This is a genomic window from Lentisphaera araneosa HTCC2155, from assembly GCF_000170755.1.
GTDB lineage: Bacteria > Verrucomicrobiota > Lentisphaeria > Lentisphaerales > Lentisphaeraceae > Lentisphaera > Lentisphaera araneosa.
Genome location: NZ_ABCK01000002.1, coordinates 169,974 through 191,405 on the forward strand (window position 1 = coordinate 169,974; position 21,432 = coordinate 191,405).

Annotated in this window: 12 protein-coding genes and 1 pseudogene; 5 read left to right on the forward strand and 8 right to left on the reverse strand. The window is 43.6% G+C overall.

Annotation, left to right across the window (positions count from 1 at the left end; genetic code table 11):
* Nucleotides 1-9 precede the first annotated feature (9 nt).
* The 5 genes from LNTAR_RS02195 to LNTAR_RS24945 all read right to left on the reverse strand — a co-directional run bounded on the left by LNTAR_RS02195 (nucleotide 10) and on the right by LNTAR_RS24945 (nucleotide 5,977).
* Nucleotides 10-1,398, reverse strand: coding sequence for a sulfatase-like hydrolase/transferase (locus tag LNTAR_RS02195; protein ID WP_007276990.1), 1,389 nt, complete (start codon nucleotides 1,396-1,398; stop codon nucleotides 10-12).
* Between the two features lie 84 nt (nucleotides 1,399-1,482).
* Nucleotides 1,483-3,546, reverse strand: coding sequence for a serine/threonine-protein kinase (locus LNTAR_RS24940; RefSeq protein WP_007276991.1), 2,064 nt, complete (start codon nucleotides 3,544-3,546; stop codon nucleotides 1,483-1,485).
* Nucleotides 3,547-3,559: 13 nt separating this feature from the next.
* Nucleotides 3,560-4,162 carry an RNA polymerase sigma factor gene (locus LNTAR_RS02205; RefSeq protein WP_007276992.1) on the reverse strand — a complete coding sequence of 201 codons (603 nt, stop codon included), beginning with the start codon at nucleotides 4,160-4,162 and terminating at the stop codon, nucleotides 3,560-3,562.
* Between the two features lie 463 nt (nucleotides 4,163-4,625).
* Nucleotides 4,626-4,985: a hypothetical protein gene (locus LNTAR_RS02210; RefSeq protein WP_157473149.1), complete on the reverse strand. Its 360-nt coding sequence runs from the start codon at nucleotides 4,983-4,985 to the stop codon at nucleotides 4,626-4,628.
* Nucleotides 4,986-5,209: 224 nt separating this feature from the next.
* On the reverse strand, nucleotides 5,210-5,977 hold the full coding sequence (locus LNTAR_RS24945; protein ID WP_007276994.1) for a prepilin-type N-terminal cleavage/methylation domain-containing protein: 768 nt from the start codon (nucleotides 5,975-5,977) through the stop codon (nucleotides 5,210-5,212).
* A 386-nt stretch (nucleotides 5,978-6,363) separates the two neighbouring features.
* On the opposite strand from LNTAR_RS24945, the gene LNTAR_RS24950 reads away from it, so the two are divergent.
* From LNTAR_RS24950 to LNTAR_RS24955, 4 genes are all read left to right on the forward strand, one after another.
* A complete protein-coding gene (locus LNTAR_RS24950) occupies nucleotides 6,364-7,713 on the forward strand; it encodes a discoidin domain-containing protein (protein ID WP_007276995.1) in 1,350 nt (449 codons plus the stop codon).
* A 6-nt stretch (nucleotides 7,714-7,719) separates the two neighbouring features.
* The gene (locus LNTAR_RS02225) at nucleotides 7,720-12,186 is read left to right on the forward strand and encodes a DUF7133 domain-containing protein (RefSeq protein ID WP_007276996.1); all 4,467 of its coding nucleotides are present in this window, start codon (nucleotides 7,720-7,722) and stop codon (nucleotides 12,184-12,186) included.
* A gap of 95 nt (nucleotides 12,187-12,281) precedes the next feature.
* On the forward strand, nucleotides 12,282-15,074 hold the full coding sequence (locus LNTAR_RS02230; RefSeq protein ID WP_007276997.1) for a DUF5703 domain-containing protein: 2,793 nt from the start codon (nucleotides 12,282-12,284) through the stop codon (nucleotides 15,072-15,074).
* A gap of 43 nt (nucleotides 15,075-15,117) precedes the next feature.
* Complete coding sequence (locus LNTAR_RS24955) at nucleotides 15,118-17,199, forward strand: GDSL-type esterase/lipase family protein (RefSeq protein WP_202944927.1); 2,082 nt, start codon at nucleotides 15,118-15,120, stop codon at nucleotides 17,197-17,199.
* Nucleotides 17,200-17,574: 375 nt separating this feature from the next.
* Here the strand turns inward: LNTAR_RS24955 and LNTAR_RS02240 are convergent, their stop codons facing one another.
* Nucleotides 17,575-18,366 (reverse strand): type II secretion system protein, encoded by a 792-nt coding sequence (locus tag LNTAR_RS02240; RefSeq protein WP_007276999.1) that lies wholly within the window; start codon nucleotides 18,364-18,366, stop codon nucleotides 17,575-17,577.
* 540 nt (nucleotides 18,367-18,906) lie between these two features.
* On the opposite strand from LNTAR_RS02240, the gene LNTAR_RS24960 reads away from it, so the two are divergent.
* Nucleotides 18,907-20,208 carry a GDSL-type esterase/lipase family protein gene (locus LNTAR_RS24960; RefSeq protein WP_007277000.1) on the forward strand — a complete coding sequence of 434 codons (1,302 nt, stop codon included), beginning with the start codon at nucleotides 18,907-18,909 and terminating at the stop codon, nucleotides 20,206-20,208.
* A 319-nt stretch (nucleotides 20,209-20,527) separates the two neighbouring features.
* Here LNTAR_RS24960 and LNTAR_RS28140 read toward each other — a convergent pair whose 3' ends face one another.
* Both LNTAR_RS28140 and LNTAR_RS28405 read right to left on the reverse strand, forming a co-directional pair.
* On the reverse strand, nucleotides 20,528-21,142 hold the full coding sequence (locus tag LNTAR_RS28140; RefSeq protein ID WP_420798204.1) for a hypothetical protein: 615 nt from the start codon (nucleotides 21,140-21,142) through the stop codon (nucleotides 20,528-20,530).
* A gap of 3 nt (nucleotides 21,143-21,145) precedes the next feature.
* Nucleotides 21,146-21,211: pseudogene (locus LNTAR_RS28405) on the reverse strand (prepilin-type N-terminal cleavage/methylation domain-containing protein); the annotation flags it as partial.
* Nucleotides 21,212-21,432 lie beyond the last annotated feature (221 nt).

Sequence of the window (21,432 nt, forward strand, 5' to 3'; positions counted from 1 at the left end):
TATGTCCTCTTATTGAACTTTTTTCTTTTTTCTATTTTTCCACGCTTGTGTATGAATTAGGCCTAAAAATACCGGATCAATTAATTCACTATCCCACTGTTTAAGTAAAGCTTTGAGTTCTTTAACTCGCTCTGGATATTGAGCTGCGAGATTTTGTTTTTCTCCCATATCATTTTCTAGATCGTATAACTGAGGGGGAGCTCCGCGCCAAGGAATTATCATCTTATAAGATCCATTTCTTATCGAATACCGATTTCCATCAAATTTACGTAAGTAAATTTGCTCGTGAGGAGCACCAGATTTTTCTCCCTTTAAGTAGGGGAGTAAATTAACGCCATCTAAGGGTTTATCCGCATGAGTGGGTGACTGAGCTAAACTTGCGATGGTCGCAAATATATCTAATGAACTCACGGGCAGATCATAAGTTTGACCTGGCTTCAATTCTCTGGGATATTGCATGGCAAAAGGCACGCGAAAACCACCCTCAAAGACATCCCCTTTTTTACCCCTAAGATCTCCATTATCTGAGTTATTTTTTGTTGTAGGTCCCCCATTATCAGAAAGAAAAAATACAATGGTATCATCTTTAATTTTAAGCGCATCTAATTTTTTCATGAGACGTACAATACCATCATCCATGGCACTGACCATAGCACAATATGTTCTACGATTCTGATCTTCAATATGAGGAAAACGATCGAGATATTTTTGCGTGGCCTGCAAGGGGGTGTGAGGCGCATTATAAGAAAGGAACAAGAAAAAAGGCTGCTCATAGTTTTTCTCCACAAAGCGAATCGCTTCATCACTGAATTCATCGGTTAAATACTTCGTGGTTTTCACTGGTGTATCATTGCGCGTAATGTAACTTGCGTAGGAATCCATCTCATTTTTTACATCTTCCGTCTTGATGATGCGAAGCTTTTCTGGAAAGTAGGCATGACCTCCACCCAAATGACCAAAAAACTCATTAAAGCCACGCTGATTGGGTCTCAAACTGGGCTCCGCACCCAAATGCCACTTGCCAATAATGCCGCAATGATAGCCGACTTGCTGCAATGATTCCGCAATCGTCATTTCACTTTTAGGCAAAGCTGAATTGGGATCAGTTAAATTCCATTGCGGATTGCGCTCAAAGCCAAAGCGTTGCTGATACCTCCCTGTGATAAAACCGGCGCGACTAGGGCCGCACACTGAATACGACGTGTAGCCACTACTAAATTTGACACCATTGTTGGCGATAGAATCAATTCCTGGTGTAGGAATATCTTTACAGCCGTTAAAGCCCACATCCGCATAACCCAAATCATCGGCCATAATCACAATAAGATTGGGTTTGCTACTAGCTTGAACGATTAGGCTTAGTCCTAAACTGAGTATAAAGAGTAAAAATTTTGTCATGGATCCTTTAGAGTTGTTTACATAAAAAACAGGACTTAAAGAGCAAAGTGACAAACAGTAAACTAACACACAGCTGAACTAAACTTAAGGAACTACAATAATTTCAGTTTCTGGAAGGTAAGCTTTAAGAGCTTCAAGCTTGAATTGGCCCTCATGGATTATCAGCTCATCTAGACCCTTAAATCCCTGAAAAACTGCCAAACTGCGAATAGCCGTGTGGCTCACATTAAGTTTACGAATAGACAGCTGATTCAGTTTAACTAAATTAACCACACCGGTGTGAGCGAGGTTTAACTCCCGCAAATCATCATTCTCTAAGGTGTGTAACTCAATAATCTCTGTGTGGCTCACATCAAGATATTGTAGAGGTTGATTCCGAAAGCAAATAAAATTATTGATCCCAGTGTGGGAAAGATTGGCTGAAAGAGCAGGAAAGTTTTGTAGAATTAAAGCCGTATGCATCCACCTATTATTGGAGACATCTAAGTGACGACTTTCGGCATCATAAATAAAATTAATTTTTTGCCCTTTGTAATATCTCTCCAAAGTTTTTTTATTGTGAGCAATCAAAAAAGCTTTACAATACTCGATACGCTTCTCCACAGGCATTTCAGAATAGGCAGTATAATGAATCAGACTACCTGCTAACTCCAGTAAACCTTCATCCATAGTTTGCCGAAATAAGTTAACGAGTTGATTCAAAGGCAACTCATTCTCATCCTTAGCTTTTATCTTGAGAAAATCTTCTGATAAATTCAGTAACTTTGGTGATTGTCCTCCTTTATGAAAAGCTTGTATGGCCATATCAAATTCTTGATAAATTAAGTGCAATAAGCCCTTTAAACTCCAGGCCTCTTTAAGACTTGGATCCAATTCCACTGCTGAATCACAGAAATTTACTGCATCATCAAAATTAAAGGTATTATAGGCAATTTGAGCACGATTAAAAAAGCGTGGTGCAGCATCTTTACCCATTTTAACGTGAAACTCTTTTTCTAAACTCAATTTTTCCGCAAGTTGCAAAGCATTTATCTTTTCTAATTTGAGATTATTAACGGCAAAAAAAGCGGTAAATAAACTAATCAAAACCAAAAGACTCACAGCCAAACTCATCGCCTTGTGACGCTTGAACCACAGACTCATGAGCTTCACTAAGGTGGCATTTTCTGCACGGGTCGCAAAACCATTACGATAATTCAAAATATCTCTTTGGAGATTCACCACACTCACATAACGCTCTTTAGGATCCATAGACATCGCTTTTAAACAAACCGCTTCTAAAGATAGAGGGATTGATGAGTCAATTTCACTGGGTTTGCGGAAGTCGCAATTGGCCGTTTTGGTCATGATCTCATCTAAATCTTTGCCGCGAAAAGGTTTTTGAAAAGTCAAAATTTTATACAGCACACAACCAAGAGAAAATATATCGGTGTGAACGCCCTTTTTATTTTTCACCAAAGGCGTTTGCTCGGGCGCCATGTAGCCAGGTGTGCCCTTAATCACGCCGTCGAGGGTTAAATGAGTATCTTTGGGATTAAAACTATAATATTCTAGCAAGTCTTCATCACACACGGATGCCATTACTTTCGCCAAACCCCAGTCACAAAGCAAGACGTCACCATATTCACTGATCTGAATATTATCGGGTTTTATATCCAAGTGTAAAACGCCCCTAGAATGGGCATAGGCAATCGCATCACATACTTTAATAAAAACGTCGAGGCGATCACTCAAATCGCTGTGTTGAAAAGATTTTCCTTCCTGAATTTCTTTGAGAATTTGTTCGAGGGAGGACCCCGAAATAAATTTCATCGTAAACCACGGGTGGCGACCCTTGAGGCCTAAATCATGCATGGGAATAATATTTGGATGCTGAAGTGTCGCAGTTAAACGCGCTTCGCGCAAAAAGGCTTCTTTTTCTAGATCACTGGCATCATTCTTTAAACTCGCCATGGCCACAATTCGACCGGTTTTTAAATCTCGGCAAGTTTTGATGGCTTTGATTCCGCCTTCATCCACATACTCGAAATCTGTGTAGCGATTTTTGATCGTTTCCAACATATCGAGCAAGGGCATTTCGTCAGAGTCTTCCACCTCATCATAAAAATCGGCAAACTTCTTATCAAATCCTTCTTCAAGTCGGCTCATATCAAATTCGGAATTAGCCGCCCAGTTCGGTATTCAGACGCGCAATCTCACGTAGAAGAACTTTTTTAACTCGGGATTTATAAACTCGAATCGCGCCGGGGCTCGCATCAAATTTCTCTGCGAGTGATTGATTACTTTCTTCGTGAATTGAGGCTTCAAATATCGCGCGGGATTTTTTGGGAAACTCATCTTTCACATTCTCCCAAGCCATATTCGAAATGTAGCTCTTCCACTCAATTTCAGCTATCTTATTGATCTCGGGTTCTGTAATTGTGTTGAGTGCATGCAAGGTCGAATCATAATCCACATTCTTCGTATCATTGCGTGTCGACTTCTTTTTAAAAAAGTTGTATACCGTACTGCGGATTACGAGGCAAAGCCAAGTTCGGAAGGTGCATTCACCCTCACGGTATTCATAATTGGGAAGAGATTTCCAAACTTTGATCAGCACATCTTGCAACAAATCTTCGGCCACATGCTGATTAACTCCGAGGCTACGGATCACCACATAAATATATCCTTCATAGTAACGGACAAATTCATCCCAAGATTTTTCATCACTGGAATCAATAAGTTTATACAGAAGAGTCTGTCGAGTATGGTACTCTTTAGCCATTCATATCCTTAGGTTATTTATGTCATAATATACTAACTATAGGATCTCTGAATTGCCATCGCAGATACAAACTATGCTAGGAAAAAATAAGGATTCCAAAAGCAGAACAAAAAATTCGATTATCCATTTAACGATATAGTTCTTTATTTTGAGGGGAATTCTAACCGTGCCGAAGGCTCGAAGCATCAGTCAGCCTATGGTTTTTAACCATAGGACCTTAATTTACGCTACATCCCGTTCTGAAGAAACGGCGCATAGGTCATGACACATCGTTAACTGGGTCGCCATAAAAAATTGAGAATTTTACTGAAGACTTGTCACAGTTTCTTCACTCATCTTGTTTAATAAAGTATTCCTACCTTCGACCTGTAATCAATCTAACTCTCTATACAGGTCGTGGGTAGAGAATGTCCTTGGAAACAGTCTTCCATTTACAATTCAATAAGCTTAAATCCTTTAAAGCTTAGGCTTTACAGGATTTTGAATATTGTAAAACGAGTTCTGTGACGAGGTGATCCATCTCTTTTAAAACAACTGTATTGAGTTCGACAACATCATCGAGTTCATGAGTTTCGAAAGCAGCAATGAACTTCATCCAGGCCTCATTCACCACCGAGATCGCTTTTTGAACTCGCAAGTTATTGTCGGGCTTAGCACCCAACATAACTTGCGTTGAATTAAAACTTTCAACACACTCCAATATATCCTGATTCACATGCCCTCTGTAGGGAATATTATATGACTTGATGAGATGTAATTTCATCAGTTCCTGTGTCAGCATACGTTGCCGTCCTGCTCGATTGATTAGAGTAAGTAAATCCATTTTATTATTCCGAGATTGATGCATTTAAATTTATGCCAATAGAACATAGAATTCAAACATGAAATTACTTTTTATGTAATTTTTATATAAATAATTACAATATGGTAAATTTATGAATTGTTTTGAGCGCAAAAAAAACTTCACACTTACTTAAAAAAGTATCAACTAAAAAGTTATAAGTAAAGAAAATGCACGACTTAAGGAAGTACGAACTTCACTAACATTCATTGTGCATCCCATTGAGTATCAGTAATATTTGAAGTACTTGCTAATGAACCGTCTGATTTGCTTATAGTTTTATAAAAACTAGTTTTTGCTACATGACCGTCAGTATATAAGTAGTTGGAACCAGTTAAACCATCATGGGGGATTAGTTCAGGGGTACTATTAATGGTGTCGGCATTTACACCACTTCCCCAGTATCTACCTACCATTTGACCTGTTCTCATTATCTCCGCTAGAGATATAGTATTACTCGGGTCACTAATTTCATTTAACTTGATCGCGTAAGGCATTCTGCCAACCCAGGTGACTCCAATAATACCTCTGCTTTTATTATCTATTCCATTATTGTCAAAAAATGCAGATGCACTATATGTCAAAGGAAGACAATCTGGATCAGTCCCAAATAATCTTTCTATGTCATCTGTAGGACATTGATATATACCTGCATCGTTATTAAAATCACTCCCATTAAGCTTACCTGCATTTTTTTGAGTAGTAGATAAATCTCGTCCATCGTAAGCACTTAAATTATCATCCCAAGATACAGGTCCATAACCCGGCCATTGATGACTGGTAGACTCAGGGAAACGCCCTTCATTATCGTCGGCATTCAGGGCAAACAAAATAGCAATTTGTTTCATATTATTTTTACAGACAGCTTGCTTCGCTTTGTCTCGCGATTGTGCTAATGAAGGTAGTAAGAAGGAACTCAGAATTCCAATTATAGCCACTACAACCAAAAGCTCTATTAAACTAAATTTTTTCATACAAACACCTTATCTTTCACTTATAAGACGATAAACAGATATAATTAGAAACCAGTCTTTTGATGATCTGAAACAAAAACCCAAAATTATTTTTTTATTATACAATATTGTATTTATTTATAAGCGCTTAACTATATTAAATTTATAATGTTTTTAGCTCAAAAACAAGACTTATGAAAAATAAAGTTAACTTTAAATTAATTTAACCCACGATCCTTCGTCTAGTTTAAATATAAGAAATTCAGCTTTCTGAGCTGCATAATTCTTTATTTTGGAAACGGCAAATTATATAATAAAATCGGAATCTTTGATGTTTCATGTTACAAACGGTCTTTCACACAGTTTAGAATCTAAATAATCAACGTCATTAAAATTAGGATCACATTATGTTTTTAAGCCCATCCCTGTCTATAAGTAAATCTTCAGCATTTTTTATACTAATTAGTATTTTAACAATTAATTTATCCGCTGTTGAAGATTGCTGTGGAGGCCAATTAAACGAAGGTGTGGTGAATACTTTAGATGAAAAAGCTTTTCTCAAAGAAGATTCCGCACCTGTTTTAGCTAGTCCGATTTCAAGCGAAAGCAAAACTCTCAAAGCCCTACTGATTGCGGGTGGTTGCTGTCACGATTATGCCACCCAGACAAAAATCCTCTCCAAAGGCATTCAAGAACGCGCGAATATCCGCGTCGATGTGGCTTGGACACGTGATCAGGATCACAACACTTCCTTACCTATTTTCAAAAACCCCGATTGGGCGAAAGGCTATGATCTCATCATTCACGACGAATGTGCGGCCGTGAACAAAGATGAAACAATCCTCAACAATATCCTTAAGGCTCACCAAACCGTCCCTGCCGTTCACCTTCATTGCGCCATTCATTCTTTTCGCGGCTCAGATAACCAATGGCACGAACACATTGGACTCTCCTCAACTAAACATGGCCCCCATGTTCCTATTGCGGTAGAAGTTCTTGAACCCAAGCACCCGATTACAAAAACTCTTGATAACTGGGTAACCGATAAAGAAGAACTCTACAATAACGCCGAAGTCTATGGCGCGACTCCCATTGCCATGGGAACTCAAAAGTACAAAAGAAACGGCAAAGACATCACCGATAAAGCGATTGTGGCTTGGGTCAACACCAAGTATGGCGCCCCATCATTCTCAACTTCCATGGGGCACTTCACTCACAATGTGGAAGCTCCTCGCTACCTTGAGCTGGTTACACGTGGTGCTCTTTGGGCCTGTGGTAAACTCAGCTCTCCCTCCTATCACCAGCCTTACACAGGAGATAATACTGTTATCGAAATGCCTTTCGATACGGTTCTGAAAACTTCAGCTACAACAAGTCAAGAGGGAAAAATGGCGGCCTTTGCCATTGATGGTGATAGTGAGACTCGCTGGTGTGCGAGCTCCGCAAAAAAGCCGACTTGGTTTCAATTAGAATTTCTGCGTATGACTTCTCTTTCGGCCATCGAGATTGAATGGGAGATTCAAAATCAATGGACGCAATACTCCATCGAAACTTCCCGCGATGGGAAAAATTGGAAACTCTTATTTGACGCTTCAAAAAATACGACTGCAGGAACCCGTAAGGATCTCGCCAAAATCCAATACATGCGTTACATGCGCATCAATATTCTCGGCCAGGAAAAAGACATGTGGCCCAGCATCCGTGAAATCCGCCTCTATGATTACACCGGCACAGAACTCACCCTAAAAAACAAGTAAACTCTAATGAAATTTCTAACTTATTCCCTACTCATATTTCTTTCTACTGAGCTATTCGCTCAGAGCTCAGGCTTAGCTCAAGTTAAGGAAACTGATCAGCGCCCCATCAAAGCCTTGCTAATTGCGGGTGGCTGCTGCCACGATTATGAAGCTCAGCATAAAATTTTATCCGAAGGCATTCAATCGCGTGCCAATATTCGCGTCGATGCCTATGTCAGCTTGAGCAAATCCCCCAATCCACCTTTGCCCCTCTTTGATGACCCCAATTGGGCCGAGGGCTACGACCTCATTATTCACGACGAATGTGCCGCCACTAATAAAGACAACAAGCATGTGGATAACATTCTCAAAGCTCATGAAAGCATTCCTGCCGTTCACCTTCACTGCGCCATGCACTCATTTCGCGGAGAAAAAAACGAAGCCTGGAATAAACACATTGGTCTCAAATCTACTCGCCATGGTCCCCATCTTCCCGTTGCAGTAGAAGTCACGGATAAAAGTCACCCCATCACCAAGGGTTTTCAGAACTGGGTAACTGGCAAAGAAGAACTCTACAACAATGAGGAAATCTATACTGCAGAGCCTCTTCTACAAGGAACTCAAAAATACAATAAAAAAGGAAAAGACATTGTCGACACCGCCATAGTTGCTTGGGTCAATACCCAACATGGCGCACGTTCTTTTTCCACTTCCCTCGGTCACTACAACGAGGTTGTAGCGAGTGACAAATACCTCGAGCTCGTCACGCGTGGCTCGCTCTGGGCTTGCGATAAACTGGATCAAAAATTTTATCATCAAGCCTACACGGGCAGCAACTTAGTCACCATCCTGAATAAAGATTTTAAAGCGGACCCAAAAAAGCCCCTTAGCACTGCTCCTCCCGCCGATGCAATTTTTGTTAAATTGTCTGCTAGTTCTACTCAAACGAGCAATAAAAACTTCATGGCTAATGTGATTGATGGCAATCCGAAAACTCGTTGGTGTGCAAATTCAGGCTCAGCTCCAGCTTGGTTACAAGTAAATTTTGAAACGCCTCAATCCATTCAAGCTGCGCAAATCGAATGGGAAATGCGTGATCAATGGACACAGTATAGAATTGAAACTTCCGCAGATGGAAAAAATTGGGAAACTCTTTTTGATGCCTCAAAAAATACTCAAGGCGGTCTTCGCAAAGATCAATTTAAAGCCACCAATACCTCATATTTACGCGTCACCTTTTTACGCCAAGAACGCGGTATGTGGCCCAGCTTATGGGAACTCAACTTATTCGATCAAGCAGGCAAAAAACTCAAACTTCATGAGAGAACTCAAAAAGTAAGTGTCCCGGTTAGTTTAGATCAATTTAAAAAAAGCGGTAACTACAAGCCCCATCCTCATCGTTTGTCCCCCGTCGAAGAAAAGGAACTTCTCAAAGACATTTCAGTTCCCGAGGGTTTTGAGAAATCAATTTTTGCTCCTTGGCAAATGGCCAATTATCCCACCTATGTCGCAGCTGCCCCTAGTGGTGATCTCTATGTCTCCTCCGATGGTAATGCGTCTGGTAACCGCAATCCCGGTCGTGGACGTATCCTGCGCTTGCGAGATAATGATGCTGATGGCCGTGCCGATGAAGTCACGGAATTTGTGCGTGACATTGATTCACCTCGCGGCATTGTATGGGATCACGACCGCCTTTATGTTTTGCACCCTCCGCATATCACCGTTTTCCACGATCAGGATGGCGATGGCATGGCCGATTCCTCCAAACGCCTCATTTCCAATATTGCTTTTGGCTTTAAAGATCGTTCTGCTGACCACACCACCAATGGTTTGGAAATGGGGATTGATGGCTGGATCTATATTGCCGTGGGTGACTTCGGCTTTATGAAGGCTACAGGTACAGATGGACGCGAGATGCAATTGCGCGGTGGGGGCGTCGTACGCTTTCGCCCTGATGGTACCGGTATGGAACTCTTTTCCGGCGGAACCCGAAATATTTACGGTATCGCTATCACACCCAAGCTCGATATGATCTCCAGGGATAATACCAATGATGGTGGTGGATGGGATGTTCGCATGCATCAGCACAGCGGTTTAGAGGATCACGGTTACCCGCGCCTCTACATGAATTTCCAAGATGAAATCATTCAGCCCTTAGCCGATTATGGCGGTGGTTCTGGTGTGGGAGCTTTTTATCTCGGCGAGCCTGGAATTCCCTCCGAGTGGAATCAACGCCCCTACACCTGCGACTGGGGAAGACAGGGCTCTTACCGTCACATATTAACTCAGCAAGGAAGTCTTCTTAAGGAAGAAAAAAAGCCAGATATCTTCATTAAAATGACGCGTCCAACTGATGCTGATGTGGATGGTCTAAGCAACATCTATCAAGCTTCATGGAAGGGACCCGCTAATTATTTTTGGAAGGGAGTTGATCAAGGCTATATTGCAAAAGTACGCCCTAAGAATTTCCAAGCCGAGGCACTGCCACCATTTGAAAAACTCAGTGAAGATCAACTGATTGCGCTCATCGCAAACTCAAGGAGTCACGTTCGTCGCCTCAATGCTCAGCGCATGATTCTACGCAAGCCTTTTAAAAAGGAAACTCAAGAGAAGCTTTTGCGGGAAACGCAAAATCAACAGCTCAACTTAGATAATAGAATCGCCCTACTCTATACTTTTTCTCAGCGCGGTGTCGATAGCACGTTCAGTGAAGCCGTCATCAAGGCTCTCACGCAAGCTTTTGACAATGAGCAAGAACTCATGCCCTTCGTCGTACGCGCTCTGGGTGACATGGCGATTGACAAAAGAACCACTCAACAAGCGAGTCCCGTACCTTCTGAATTCTTAAAGGCTGCACTTAAATCAAATCAGCCGAAACTGGTCCTCGAAGCTATCATTGCTGCCACTCGTCAAGAAAAAATGGATTTGGCCTATGTCATTGCCGATCAACTTGCTAGTCAAGACAAGCTCATTTTTCACACTGCTTTCCAGGCTCTTGCCAAGCTCAATGCTTATCAAGCCGCCCTTTTTAAACTCGGGTCACCCACTACACGCCAAGGCGCCAGTTTTGCCCTCATGCGCATGCACGACCCCAAGCTCGTTCAAAAACTCATCACCCAAGTACAAAAAGAAAAAAATGGGCAAATTCAGCAAGCCATCATTGCTGTCCTTGCACGCCTTTATCATCGCGAAGCGCAGTGGCAAGGAGATAGCTGGTCGACTCGTCCCGATACCCGTGGCCCTTACTACCAGTTAGCCACTTGGGAAGCCTCTGAATCAATCCTCGAAACTCTGAACCAATTCCTTGAAGCACCTCAAACTCCTAAAGCACTCAATGCTGCTATAGTGGGAGAAATCGGTAAAAATCGCATCCAAAATGATCGTGGCCTCGTGCAAATCATTAAATTAGCCGAAAGCGATGCGAGCCTCTTGCCCACAGTTTTGAGCCAACTTGCTGATAAAGATAACATCCCACCCAATGCTGTCCCCCTCATCATCAGTGCTGCACATAACTCAAAATCCAGCGCCTCAAGTTTAGCTCAAGCCGTTCAGCTACTGATAAAAATTGATCACCCCAAAGTTTACCCCGCAATGATGGCTGCATTGAGCTCAATCCTGCGCGATAATAAAGCGGTAAAAGTCCGTAGCGAAGTACGCAAAAAACTTTTCAACTCCCCAAAACTCGAGAATTATACCGATCAATTTGTTAAAAGTTTAAGTCAGCCCACAATTCCTTTTGAAGATCAATGGGCGGCCCAAGCCTTGCTCCATTTGGCTAATGCTAAAGGTATCGGTAAGGAAGCTCAACACAAAAGCCGTCTCGCCATTGATAAAACTTGGCAAGACGACAATAAAAAAGCCAACCTCATACAAGCGGCTCACCGTTCTAGTAATCCCTACCTCAACAATCGCATTCGTCTTGTAATCAATCACCCGAATGAAGGGGTCAAAGCTTGGGCAAAAGCCGCTATGCGCAGCCTACGCATTCAAGCGCCTGGCGAAGATAAAACGCCCAAGATCGCCAGTCTCAAAGTGGAAGATGCCATGACACAAGTGATCAACTATAAAAAAGGTGATGCCGCCTTAGGTGAAGCCATTTATACTCGCGCCAGTTGCTCCGCTTGCCATACTGTATCGCCTGATGAGGCTCCCAAAGGCCCCTACCTCGGCAATATCGCCAGCATCCTCCGTCGTCAAGATTTGGTGGAATCTATCTTGCTTCCCAACAAATCCATTTCTCAAGGTTTTGCGACCCAAATGATCAGCCTAAAAAGTGGCCAGAGCATCATGGGCTTTGTTACTGACGAGAGTGGTGATAGCGTCTCCATGCGCGATATCTCGAGTGAGGAGCATAGCTTCAAGAAAAGCGAAATCTCCAGCCGTCAAAAGCTGCCCACTTCACTCATGCCACCTGCCCTCATGAATAACTTCACGGTCCATGAATTCGCTAGCTTGATTGACTACCTCAACAAACTCGCAAAAAAGGATGAGTAGCACTTTTAAAATCCAAATACTACAAGGAAACTAAACGCCTCCTAGTCCACAATTATTTATGCAAAATATACTTTAATTCTCAATAGGTCTTTGTTATGCCCTCCCTTAAAACTTTACTACTAGTTATTGTAATGTTATCCTCGGCACTTTTTGCCAGCTCACCAGATCGCTACAATGTAGTTTGGGATAGCCCCAGTAAGGATCAGCATGGTTCGATGCCACTCGGCAATGGCTCCACCGGCATCAATGCGTGGATTGAACCCAACGGCGACCTCGTCTTCTATATTTCTAGAACTGATTCTTGGGGGGATAATGGACGTCTACTAAAAGTGGGCAAAGTACGAATCAAACTAGCTCCAGCTCCAGCTAGCAATGATTTTTTACAAACACTTAGTTTAGTCGACGGGACTCTGAAGGCCCGTTATGGCGACACCGACATCCGCCTCTGGGTCGATGCGAATAATCCAGTGATTCATGCCGAATTTAATGGCCCACAGAAAACAGCAGCGACTGCGTCGATTGAGCTATGGCGTACAAAGCAGTTCTCTATACCAAGTTCTTGGGAATGTAGCGATGTTCACCTCTTTCGACCCAGACCTGGAGAAAAATGGGGCAATCTCGGCCCCACGGTAATGGAACCAGACAATCTTCTCAACAATAAAAAAGACCGTATCGGATGGTATCATCGCAATATCAAATCCGTGGGCCCCGCAATGCATGCTAAAATCCAGGGCATGGCCGATTTCAAACGTACAGATCCGCTACTGCACCGAACTTTTGGAGCTATTATCACGACGAAAAACGGCAAAAAAATTGATAACACCCATCTACTCTCGCCGCAATCGAAGAATCATCGCTTCGATATTTACGTACATACCGAACACCCCGCGACAGAACACCAATGGCTAAATGCCTTGGAACAACTTATTGCGCAGACCGAGTCAATCCCTTTCGAAAAACGTCGCTCCGCACACGCTGCATGGTGGAAGGCTTTTTGGCAACGAAGTTGGATTCACGCCACTCAAAGCTCAAAAAATGAGATTAGCAAAAGCCTTATCCCCGCAAACAAACTCAATTTCAGCTTCGGAATCGATTCGAATGGCAATAGCCGCTTTGCAGGCAAGATGGGACGCACTTCCTTGCTGAATGTGGCATTGGATGAAAACGCGATTCGCCAGCTCGCTCAAGATCAAGAGAGCCTAAGCGGTTTTAATCCGAAAGAACTTCTTTTTTCTGCGACGCCGAACTTGCATACGGAGCTACCCAACTCGGATCAATGGACCAATTCTCCTGCACTAACAGCAGAGGCCTGGATTCTCCCAGATACCCATGCGGGCAGCGTTCGTATTTTAAATAAAACTTTGGTGGGTAGTAATGAGGGCTTTCTTCTCGATACATACCCAGGAAATAGCTTGCGCCTCATCGTAGGCGAAAAGGTCTTAATGGTAAAGGACTGCCTCGTCCCCGAAGAATGGAACCACCTTGCAGTTGTCATAGATTCCCAGGCGGGAACTATTGCCCTCTATCACAATGGGGAAAAAATCGCTGAAGAAAAACCTGAGCGCTCGCTGACAGATGCCTATATCGTGAGTCGTGCCTATGCATTGCAGCGCTACATCAACGCCTGTGCTGGACGTGGCGCCTATCCGATTAAATTTAATGGCTCGATCTTTACCGTAGAGGGCTTTGCAGACGGAAAAAGTCGCGGGCCAGATTACCGTCGCTGGGGTTCTGGCTACTGGTGGCAAAACACCCGCCTCCCCTATATCAGCATGCTAACTTCCGGTGATGTGGAAATGACCAAGCCCCTCTACAAAATGTACTGTCAGGATTTATTTGAATACCACAAGCAGCGCACACGACGCCATACGGGCCACGGTGGCATCTATGTCCCCGAATGTATGTATTTTTGGGGAGAAATGTTTGCAGAGACCTATGGAAAAAAACCTTTTGAAGAACGAAAAGACAAACTCCAAGATAATCGCTATCACAAGTGGGAGTGGGTCTCTGGACTCGAAATGACTTTTATGATGCTCGATCGCTACGAGCACACCCTCGACGAAAAATTCCTCAAAGAAACCACCCTCCCCTTTGCCACAGAAGTTCTTAAATTCTTTGTCGAACATTACCAAACCGATAAAAATGGCAAGCTGGTAATGAACCCAGCTCAGGCCTTGGAAACTTGGTGGGAATGTACCAACCCCATGGATCCCGTATCGGGCATGCGCGCGGTCACCAATCGTTTACTTGACTTACCTGAACACCTGAGTAGCCCTAAATTACGCCAATACTGGGCGCAAGTACAGGCAAAAGTCCCACCGCTTCCGACCCGTGAATATCAAGGTGAGACGATTTTTGCGCCAGCTGAAAAATTTGCTGTCTGTAAAAATGGTGAAGTTCCTGAACTTTACTGTGTTTTTCCCTTCCGCTTGGCCTCTTTCGAGAAAGCAAATGCGGAAATGGCAAGGCGCACTCTGCACCACCGCAAAGCACGCGGCAACAGCGGCTGGCGTCAGGATGAAATTTTCATGGCCTACCTAGGGCTTGCCGACGAGGCTCAAAAAAACTTGGTAGGACGAGCAAAAAACAAGCATAAAGGCTCGCGTTTTCCGGCCTTCTGGGGCCCCAATATGGATTGGATTCCCGATCAAGACCATGGTGGTATTTTGACCAAAGCTTTCCAGTCAATGATCCTACAGAGCGATGGCAAAAAAATCTTTCTGCAACCCGCTTGGCCCAAAGATTGGAACGCCACCTTTAAACTGCACGCACCTTATAAAACCGTCATTGAGGGACAGGTCGTAAATGGTAAAATCACAAAGCTAAAAGTTACGCCAAAATCACGCACCAAGGACGTGGTCATGGCATCAGATTTCAAACAGCCATAATAAATCATCACTAAAAACGGATACAAAGAAGATGCAATCGACAATGAGAACAAGAATTATAATCGCCATAGTCTGCCTATTGAATGGCATTGTTCACGCAGCTCCACCGACCTATCCCGAATCGGTGCCCACACCAACGCAGATAAATGTTGCCTACGGAACACACGAACGGCAGGTACTCGATTTCTGGATGGCCCCCTCAGCATCGGCCACTCAACCCGCGCCCTTAGTCTTCTATATTCACGGGGGCTCTTGGCAGATGGGTAGTAAGGAGATCATTCGAGGATGTGTAGATGTCAAGGCCTTGCTAGAGGCAGGCATTTCAGTGGTCGGAATTAACTACCGTTATGTCAGTCAGGCAAAGGCAGCGGGAATTACACCACCGGTCAAAGCACCTTTAAACGATGCCGCTCGCGCTCTACAATTTGTACGTAGCAAGGCTTTGCAATGGAATATCGATAGCACTCGCATCGCAGCAACGGGTGCCTCGGCAGGCGGATGCTCATCGCTTTGGTTGGCGTATCACGACGATATGGCCGATCCCTCTAATATTGATCCTATTGCGCGTCAATCGACCCGCCTTTTTTGTGCAGCTGTGCGAGTTCCGCAAACCTCACTTGATCCCCAACAAATGAAAGATTGGCTCACCCGCATTGGCTACGGCGGCCATGCCTTCAACGTGAGCAATAATGAGTTTTTGAGCTCGCGCCATAAACTTCTTCCTTGGATCAAAGCATATTCCCCCTATGCTCATGTGAGTGCAGACGATCCACCAGTCGCCATCTATTACGATAAGAACCTTAAAGATGACCTCGGCGCCCACAGCCCTCAATTTGCCTTCCACCTCCAGAAACGATGCCAAGAATTGGACCTATTTTGCGAGGTTCGCTATGCTGAATTCAATGGCTATCGACAATATGAGGCAACGCGTTATTTGATCAAAACCTTAAAGGGCCCTGCGCTTAAAAACGCTCCCAAAAAATATGATGTTAGCGCTAAAAATCACCGCCTGCCCGCCTTTAAAAAAGGCAGCCGAGTGCTCTTCATCGGCGACTCCATCACAGATATGAACCGGGGCCGTAATGAGCGTGATCGCAATCACTATCTAGGCCATAGTTTTGTATTTCTGATCGCTGGAAAATTGGGTGTGGACCTCCCCAAGGCACAATTAGATTTTTATAACCGAGGTATCAGTGGCAATACGATTGCACAGCTCAAAGCCCGTTGGCAAAAAGATGTCATCGCTATGCGTCCGGATCTTTTGACCATTCTGATCGGAACTAATGATGTGGGTAAAAAAGTTAAACCCCATGATTTTGAAAATGACTACCGTACGATTTTAAGTGCCAGTCGCAAAATGAACCCAAAGCTCAAAATCGTCCTCTTGGACCCATTTGTTTTACAATCAGGCAGTTTAAAAAACGAAAGATCTTGGAATTCACGGCGCTCCGCGACCGACCAATTGCGCCCCATTGTCGCCAAACTAGCCAAGGACTTCGACGCCGTTCACATCAAGACCCAAGACCTTTTCGATACAGCGGCTCAATCATCATCTCCAGACTACTGGTTGTGGGATGGCATCCACCCCTTACCGCAAGGGCATGAACTCATCACTCGCCACTGGCTAAGAGCGGTAAGTGCGCGCTGGCCACAGGAGACTCTGGCTACTCAAACTCACCAGCCTACTCAAGCCATCTTGACTTGCCCCAGCGGTCATTTACCTTGGAAAAACCTCTCTGAGGCACATATCGATAAGTCCGTAGATGGCGATCTAAAAACAAAATGGTGTTACGTTCATCATAGACGTCCCATGCAGTGGCAAGTGCAACTAGCCGCGCCTCGGGTGGTCAGTGGCTACTCCTTCACCTCCGCAAATGACGTACCGAAGCGCGATCCTAAAGAATGGAAATGGCAAGGCTCCAGCGACGGTGTAAACTGGACGCTGCTGGATCACCGCAAAAATCAGCTCCCCTTCCCAACCCGGCTCTCAAAGAGAAGCTACACCTTTGAGAATACCAAAGCCTATACCTTTTATCGCCTCACCCTGCTTGCTAATCAAGGCGATGGGCACTATCAGTTCGCAGAAATAGAGCTGGAGGGAATAAATAATATCACAAAACCATGAGTCCCTAAAAGGGCATTGATCTTCCAGTCAGAAGAGGTCCCCATGGCTCCTATTATACGATTCTTCCTAAGCCAAGCTCTATATGCTCCCGCGAAGTTCTAAGCTGCCCAAATTTACACGATTAAGCACTTAAGAGTGTCACGAAATGGCCAGCGTCTTGGATTACCTCACTCACCTCGCGAAAACAGAATAATAGCGCAAAGTTACCTAATCATCTAAAACAAAATAATTTCATTCTCTATAATACTTAGAGGACGCCCCTTCGACCAAAAGGGGTGACGTTTTAGCACTAAATTTATCAGGCTCTGATCTAGACTACGACAATCACCAAAGAGTTCTATGGCTTGATTTATCAGCTTAAGTTCACCAGCATAATTAACGAGCTCTATCCCAAACGGTTTCGTAAACATCGTTGGTGGCAGCTAGAGAACCATCATTTTTTATAAGTGATTGAATGAAATTCATTTTTTCAATGTGACCATCAACCATCAGAAAGTTATACTTTAAGTTTGAGTGCTGATCACCGTTAAATTCAAAATGTCGTGCCTGAACGCCGCCGTCACCCCAAGCACCTCCCATGGCAATGCGGCTACCATTATTGGAATAGCTTGTAGGGTGTAAGTTTTCAGTATAAGCAGCCACTTGCGATGTATTGTTAATTTCGTTAATCTTTATGGTAAGCATTGCCCATGTACCGTGGAAATCCTGACCAAAGATGCCATTTCCTTGCCCATTATGGCCAGCTTGTGTTGGTCCATAGGTTCTTACAATCTTATTGCCATTCGTACGGTCATCTAGTGGGCATCTATACAAGGCCCCGTGATCGGCTCCGCCAGGTAAATTTCCTATGACATATCCGCCCCAGTGAGGTTTTGTTGCGATATCTGCATCAGTGATATTACGACCGTCGTAAGAACCCAAGATATCATCCCAACTAGCAAGCGTAGGAATTTGAGGGGCCATATCGATTGATTTTGGGAAAGCCCCATCGTGATCATCCATAGACTGAACGGTGGCGATTCCAATTTGCTTGAGGTTACTTGTACACACAGCAATTTGTGCCTTTTCACGAGCCTTGCCTAAAGCGGGCAGAAGCAGTGAGACGAGTATGCCAATGATTGCCACGACGACGAGTAATTCTATGAGAGTGAATATGTGCTTTTTCATGATGCATCCTTGTCTAATTTTTTTCTACATCTAAGTATTCGTGTAGGGCCCTTTTATCTTGTGATGAAAATGTACAGTTTTTTTTGATAAAATATATTTTTGACGGAATCATTATACAATTTGATTATTTAATACAAAATATTACAAATAAAGGAGATAGGTATTTGTTTTCGTAGTATTTTTTGACTTGTCTGGGATTTTTCAAAAAGGCGCTCTTTACTTATGTTTTTGCGAAGCTAGTCCGTCCGCCGGAGGGTGCTGCCACACAGGCAATCAAAAAATTGGGGCTCCGCCCAAGACCCCGCTCAAGGATACTTGTACCCTTAAGAATCCCTACGCTTGAAGCTACGCGCCCAAGCTTACCGGAAACAGGCAGGCATACGCTTATTGAGTGTGGATTTTATCTTAAAAACCCTTAAGTTCTCACTCCTTAAGGGCTCCTCGACCGCCGGAGGGTGCTGCCACACAGGCAATTAAAACATTGGGGCTCCCCCCAGCCTAGATCAGTAAATAACAATATAAAAAAATCAGCTAACTCAAATGACTTTATCAAAATTTTCACTTAAAAAAACATTCCTGTCTCTTTGTTTCCTACTCGTCACGACAACTTATTCCGAGCCCATTCGCGTCGCCTGTGTTGGCGATAGTATCACTTTTGGTTATGGCATTAAAGACCGCGATAAAATGAGCTATCCCGCTCAACTTGGCAAACGACTTGGAAACCAGTATGAGGTACGCAACTTTGGCGTCAATGGCCACACTCTGCTGAACAAGGGTAACGCACCTTATATTAAATCAAATGCCTACCGAGATGCCCTCGCTTTCGAACCGCAAATTGTCATCATCAAATTGGGCACCAATGATTCCAAGCCGATGAATTGGCAATACAAAAGTGAATTCGTCACGGATTACCTCGCCCTCATACAAAGTTTTCAAAAGCTAAAGAGTCAGCCTCAGGTCTTTATTTGTAAGCCCGTCCCTGTTTTCCCTGAGCGCTGGGGTATTACCGACACAGTTGTAAAAGAAACACTTCCTCTCATTGAGCAAGTCTCCCAAAAGAGTAAGGCTCCAATCATTGATCTCTATACTGCTTTGACTGATAAGGCTGAGCTATTCCCCGATAAAGTTCACCCCAACGAAGCCGGCGCCACCATCATGGCTGAAACAATTGCCACAGCGATTAGCGCAAGCTCCACAAACCATACAATTCTTCAAAAGAAAGCTCACCTGCTCTTCATTGGTGATTCGATTACCGATATGGGCCGCTCACGTCGCCCCGATGGTTGGGATAAAAACCACCTTCTTGGCCATAGTTATGTCTTTAACATTGCAGGAAAGCTCAACTATGAGCAGCCAGAGCTTAATCTCAAGTTCAGCAACCGCGGCATTAGTGGCAACACCGTTAGCGACCTTCGCAAACGCTGGCAAAAAGATGCTCTCGAACTCAAGCCCGATGTCTTGACCATTCTCATTGGGGCCAATGACCTACTCAAAAAACAGACTGTGGCAAAGTATGAAGAAGATTATCGTTTCATCCTAGCGCAAAGTCGCCAAGCCAATCCCAAGCTCAAAATTGTCCTTTTTGATCCCTTCGTACTTCCGGCAAGGGGCTACAAAGACCCTCAAACTTACAAAGTAGCTCGTGCCAAAATCGATCAATTCGGCGCCATTGTTGCGAAGCTCGCAAATGAATTCGATGCGACTCACATCAAAACTCAGCAAGCCTTCGACGCTAAACTCAAGGACGCGCCCGCTGAATACTGGATCTGGGACGGCATTCATCCCCTACCCCAAGGTCACGAAGTCATGGCTCGCCTTTGGCTAGAAGCCATCAATAAGTAAACCCACCACAAGAAGCTTTTTACCATTACCCTCAGGCATGGTGCGCCCCATACGAGAAGGACTCTGTCCCTCTCGAGCTCCCCTGCAAGATACTGCCGTATGGGCAGATGCTTTTTATCCGTCTGTCTGGTAAGATCCTTAACCAGGCGATCAGGAGATTTGCCCCGCTTCATGGGAAATCGTGATTATTTTTACAATTGAACTAGAATAAAGCTAGTGAGATAAAAACGACTAGCTAATATTAGCTTTTATAATGTCGTCGGAGATGGCTAATGTGATTAACTCCGGGATTTATCCCAGAGGCCTGATCCCAAACGATTTATTGTCCAGTTTCAAATGCCCAAGAATAAAAATAAGTGGGGTCATTGGGATCTACAATCTGTTGCTGTAGTGTGACATTTGCTCGGACATGGCCATCCACAAACATCACGTTTCTATCCGTACCATTATGTAAATTAGCCTTGTCCATTGTTCTGAAGTATTGGTCACTTCTCGTTTGATGAGATGTTGAATCTATAAACATGACAGCTCCCATTGGGTCTGAGACATTGCCACGCTGCACAGGATGATAACGGTCATTAGGATTATCAGGATTTACACGTCTAGGATCCCCCGCATAAAGACTGTAGCCATAGCGCGTCCATTCCCAACCCCTTACCGCACTCAAATCGGCCTTTGGACATCTGAAAGCATTGCTACTTGTATCTTTTAAATCTAGAGAAATATCTGGGCCATGTACATCTCCTGGGTACCCCAAGTATGTCGAAAGTGGTCCCGGCCAGGCACCAATATCAGGATCGTCCGTACCACCCACACGTACCATAAGATCATCGTTATCAAGGCCCCACATGGTTTCGGCAATATGCAATTGTCTCAGTCTATTTTGACAATCCACAGAAATAGCTTTTTCTCTAGCCTTTGATAAATTTGGCATAAGTAATGAAGCCAAAATCCCGATAATGGCTACCACCACTAAAATCTCTATCAACGTAAACTTCTTCATTTCAGATTTCCTTAAAATACATAATTTTATAATGGTAAACCCGCTTTTTTCGCTAGTGCTTATAGTTTTTGAAAAAAAATAGCAAAATGACAAAAAACTTCTTCTTGCAGAATGAGGTTTTTTCTTATTTAAAAAATCACATCATAAAAAATGTAATGATTTTAATTTTTCATTGTTAATTAATCCAATACTAGTACGTACCATAGAAAACTACATTTATC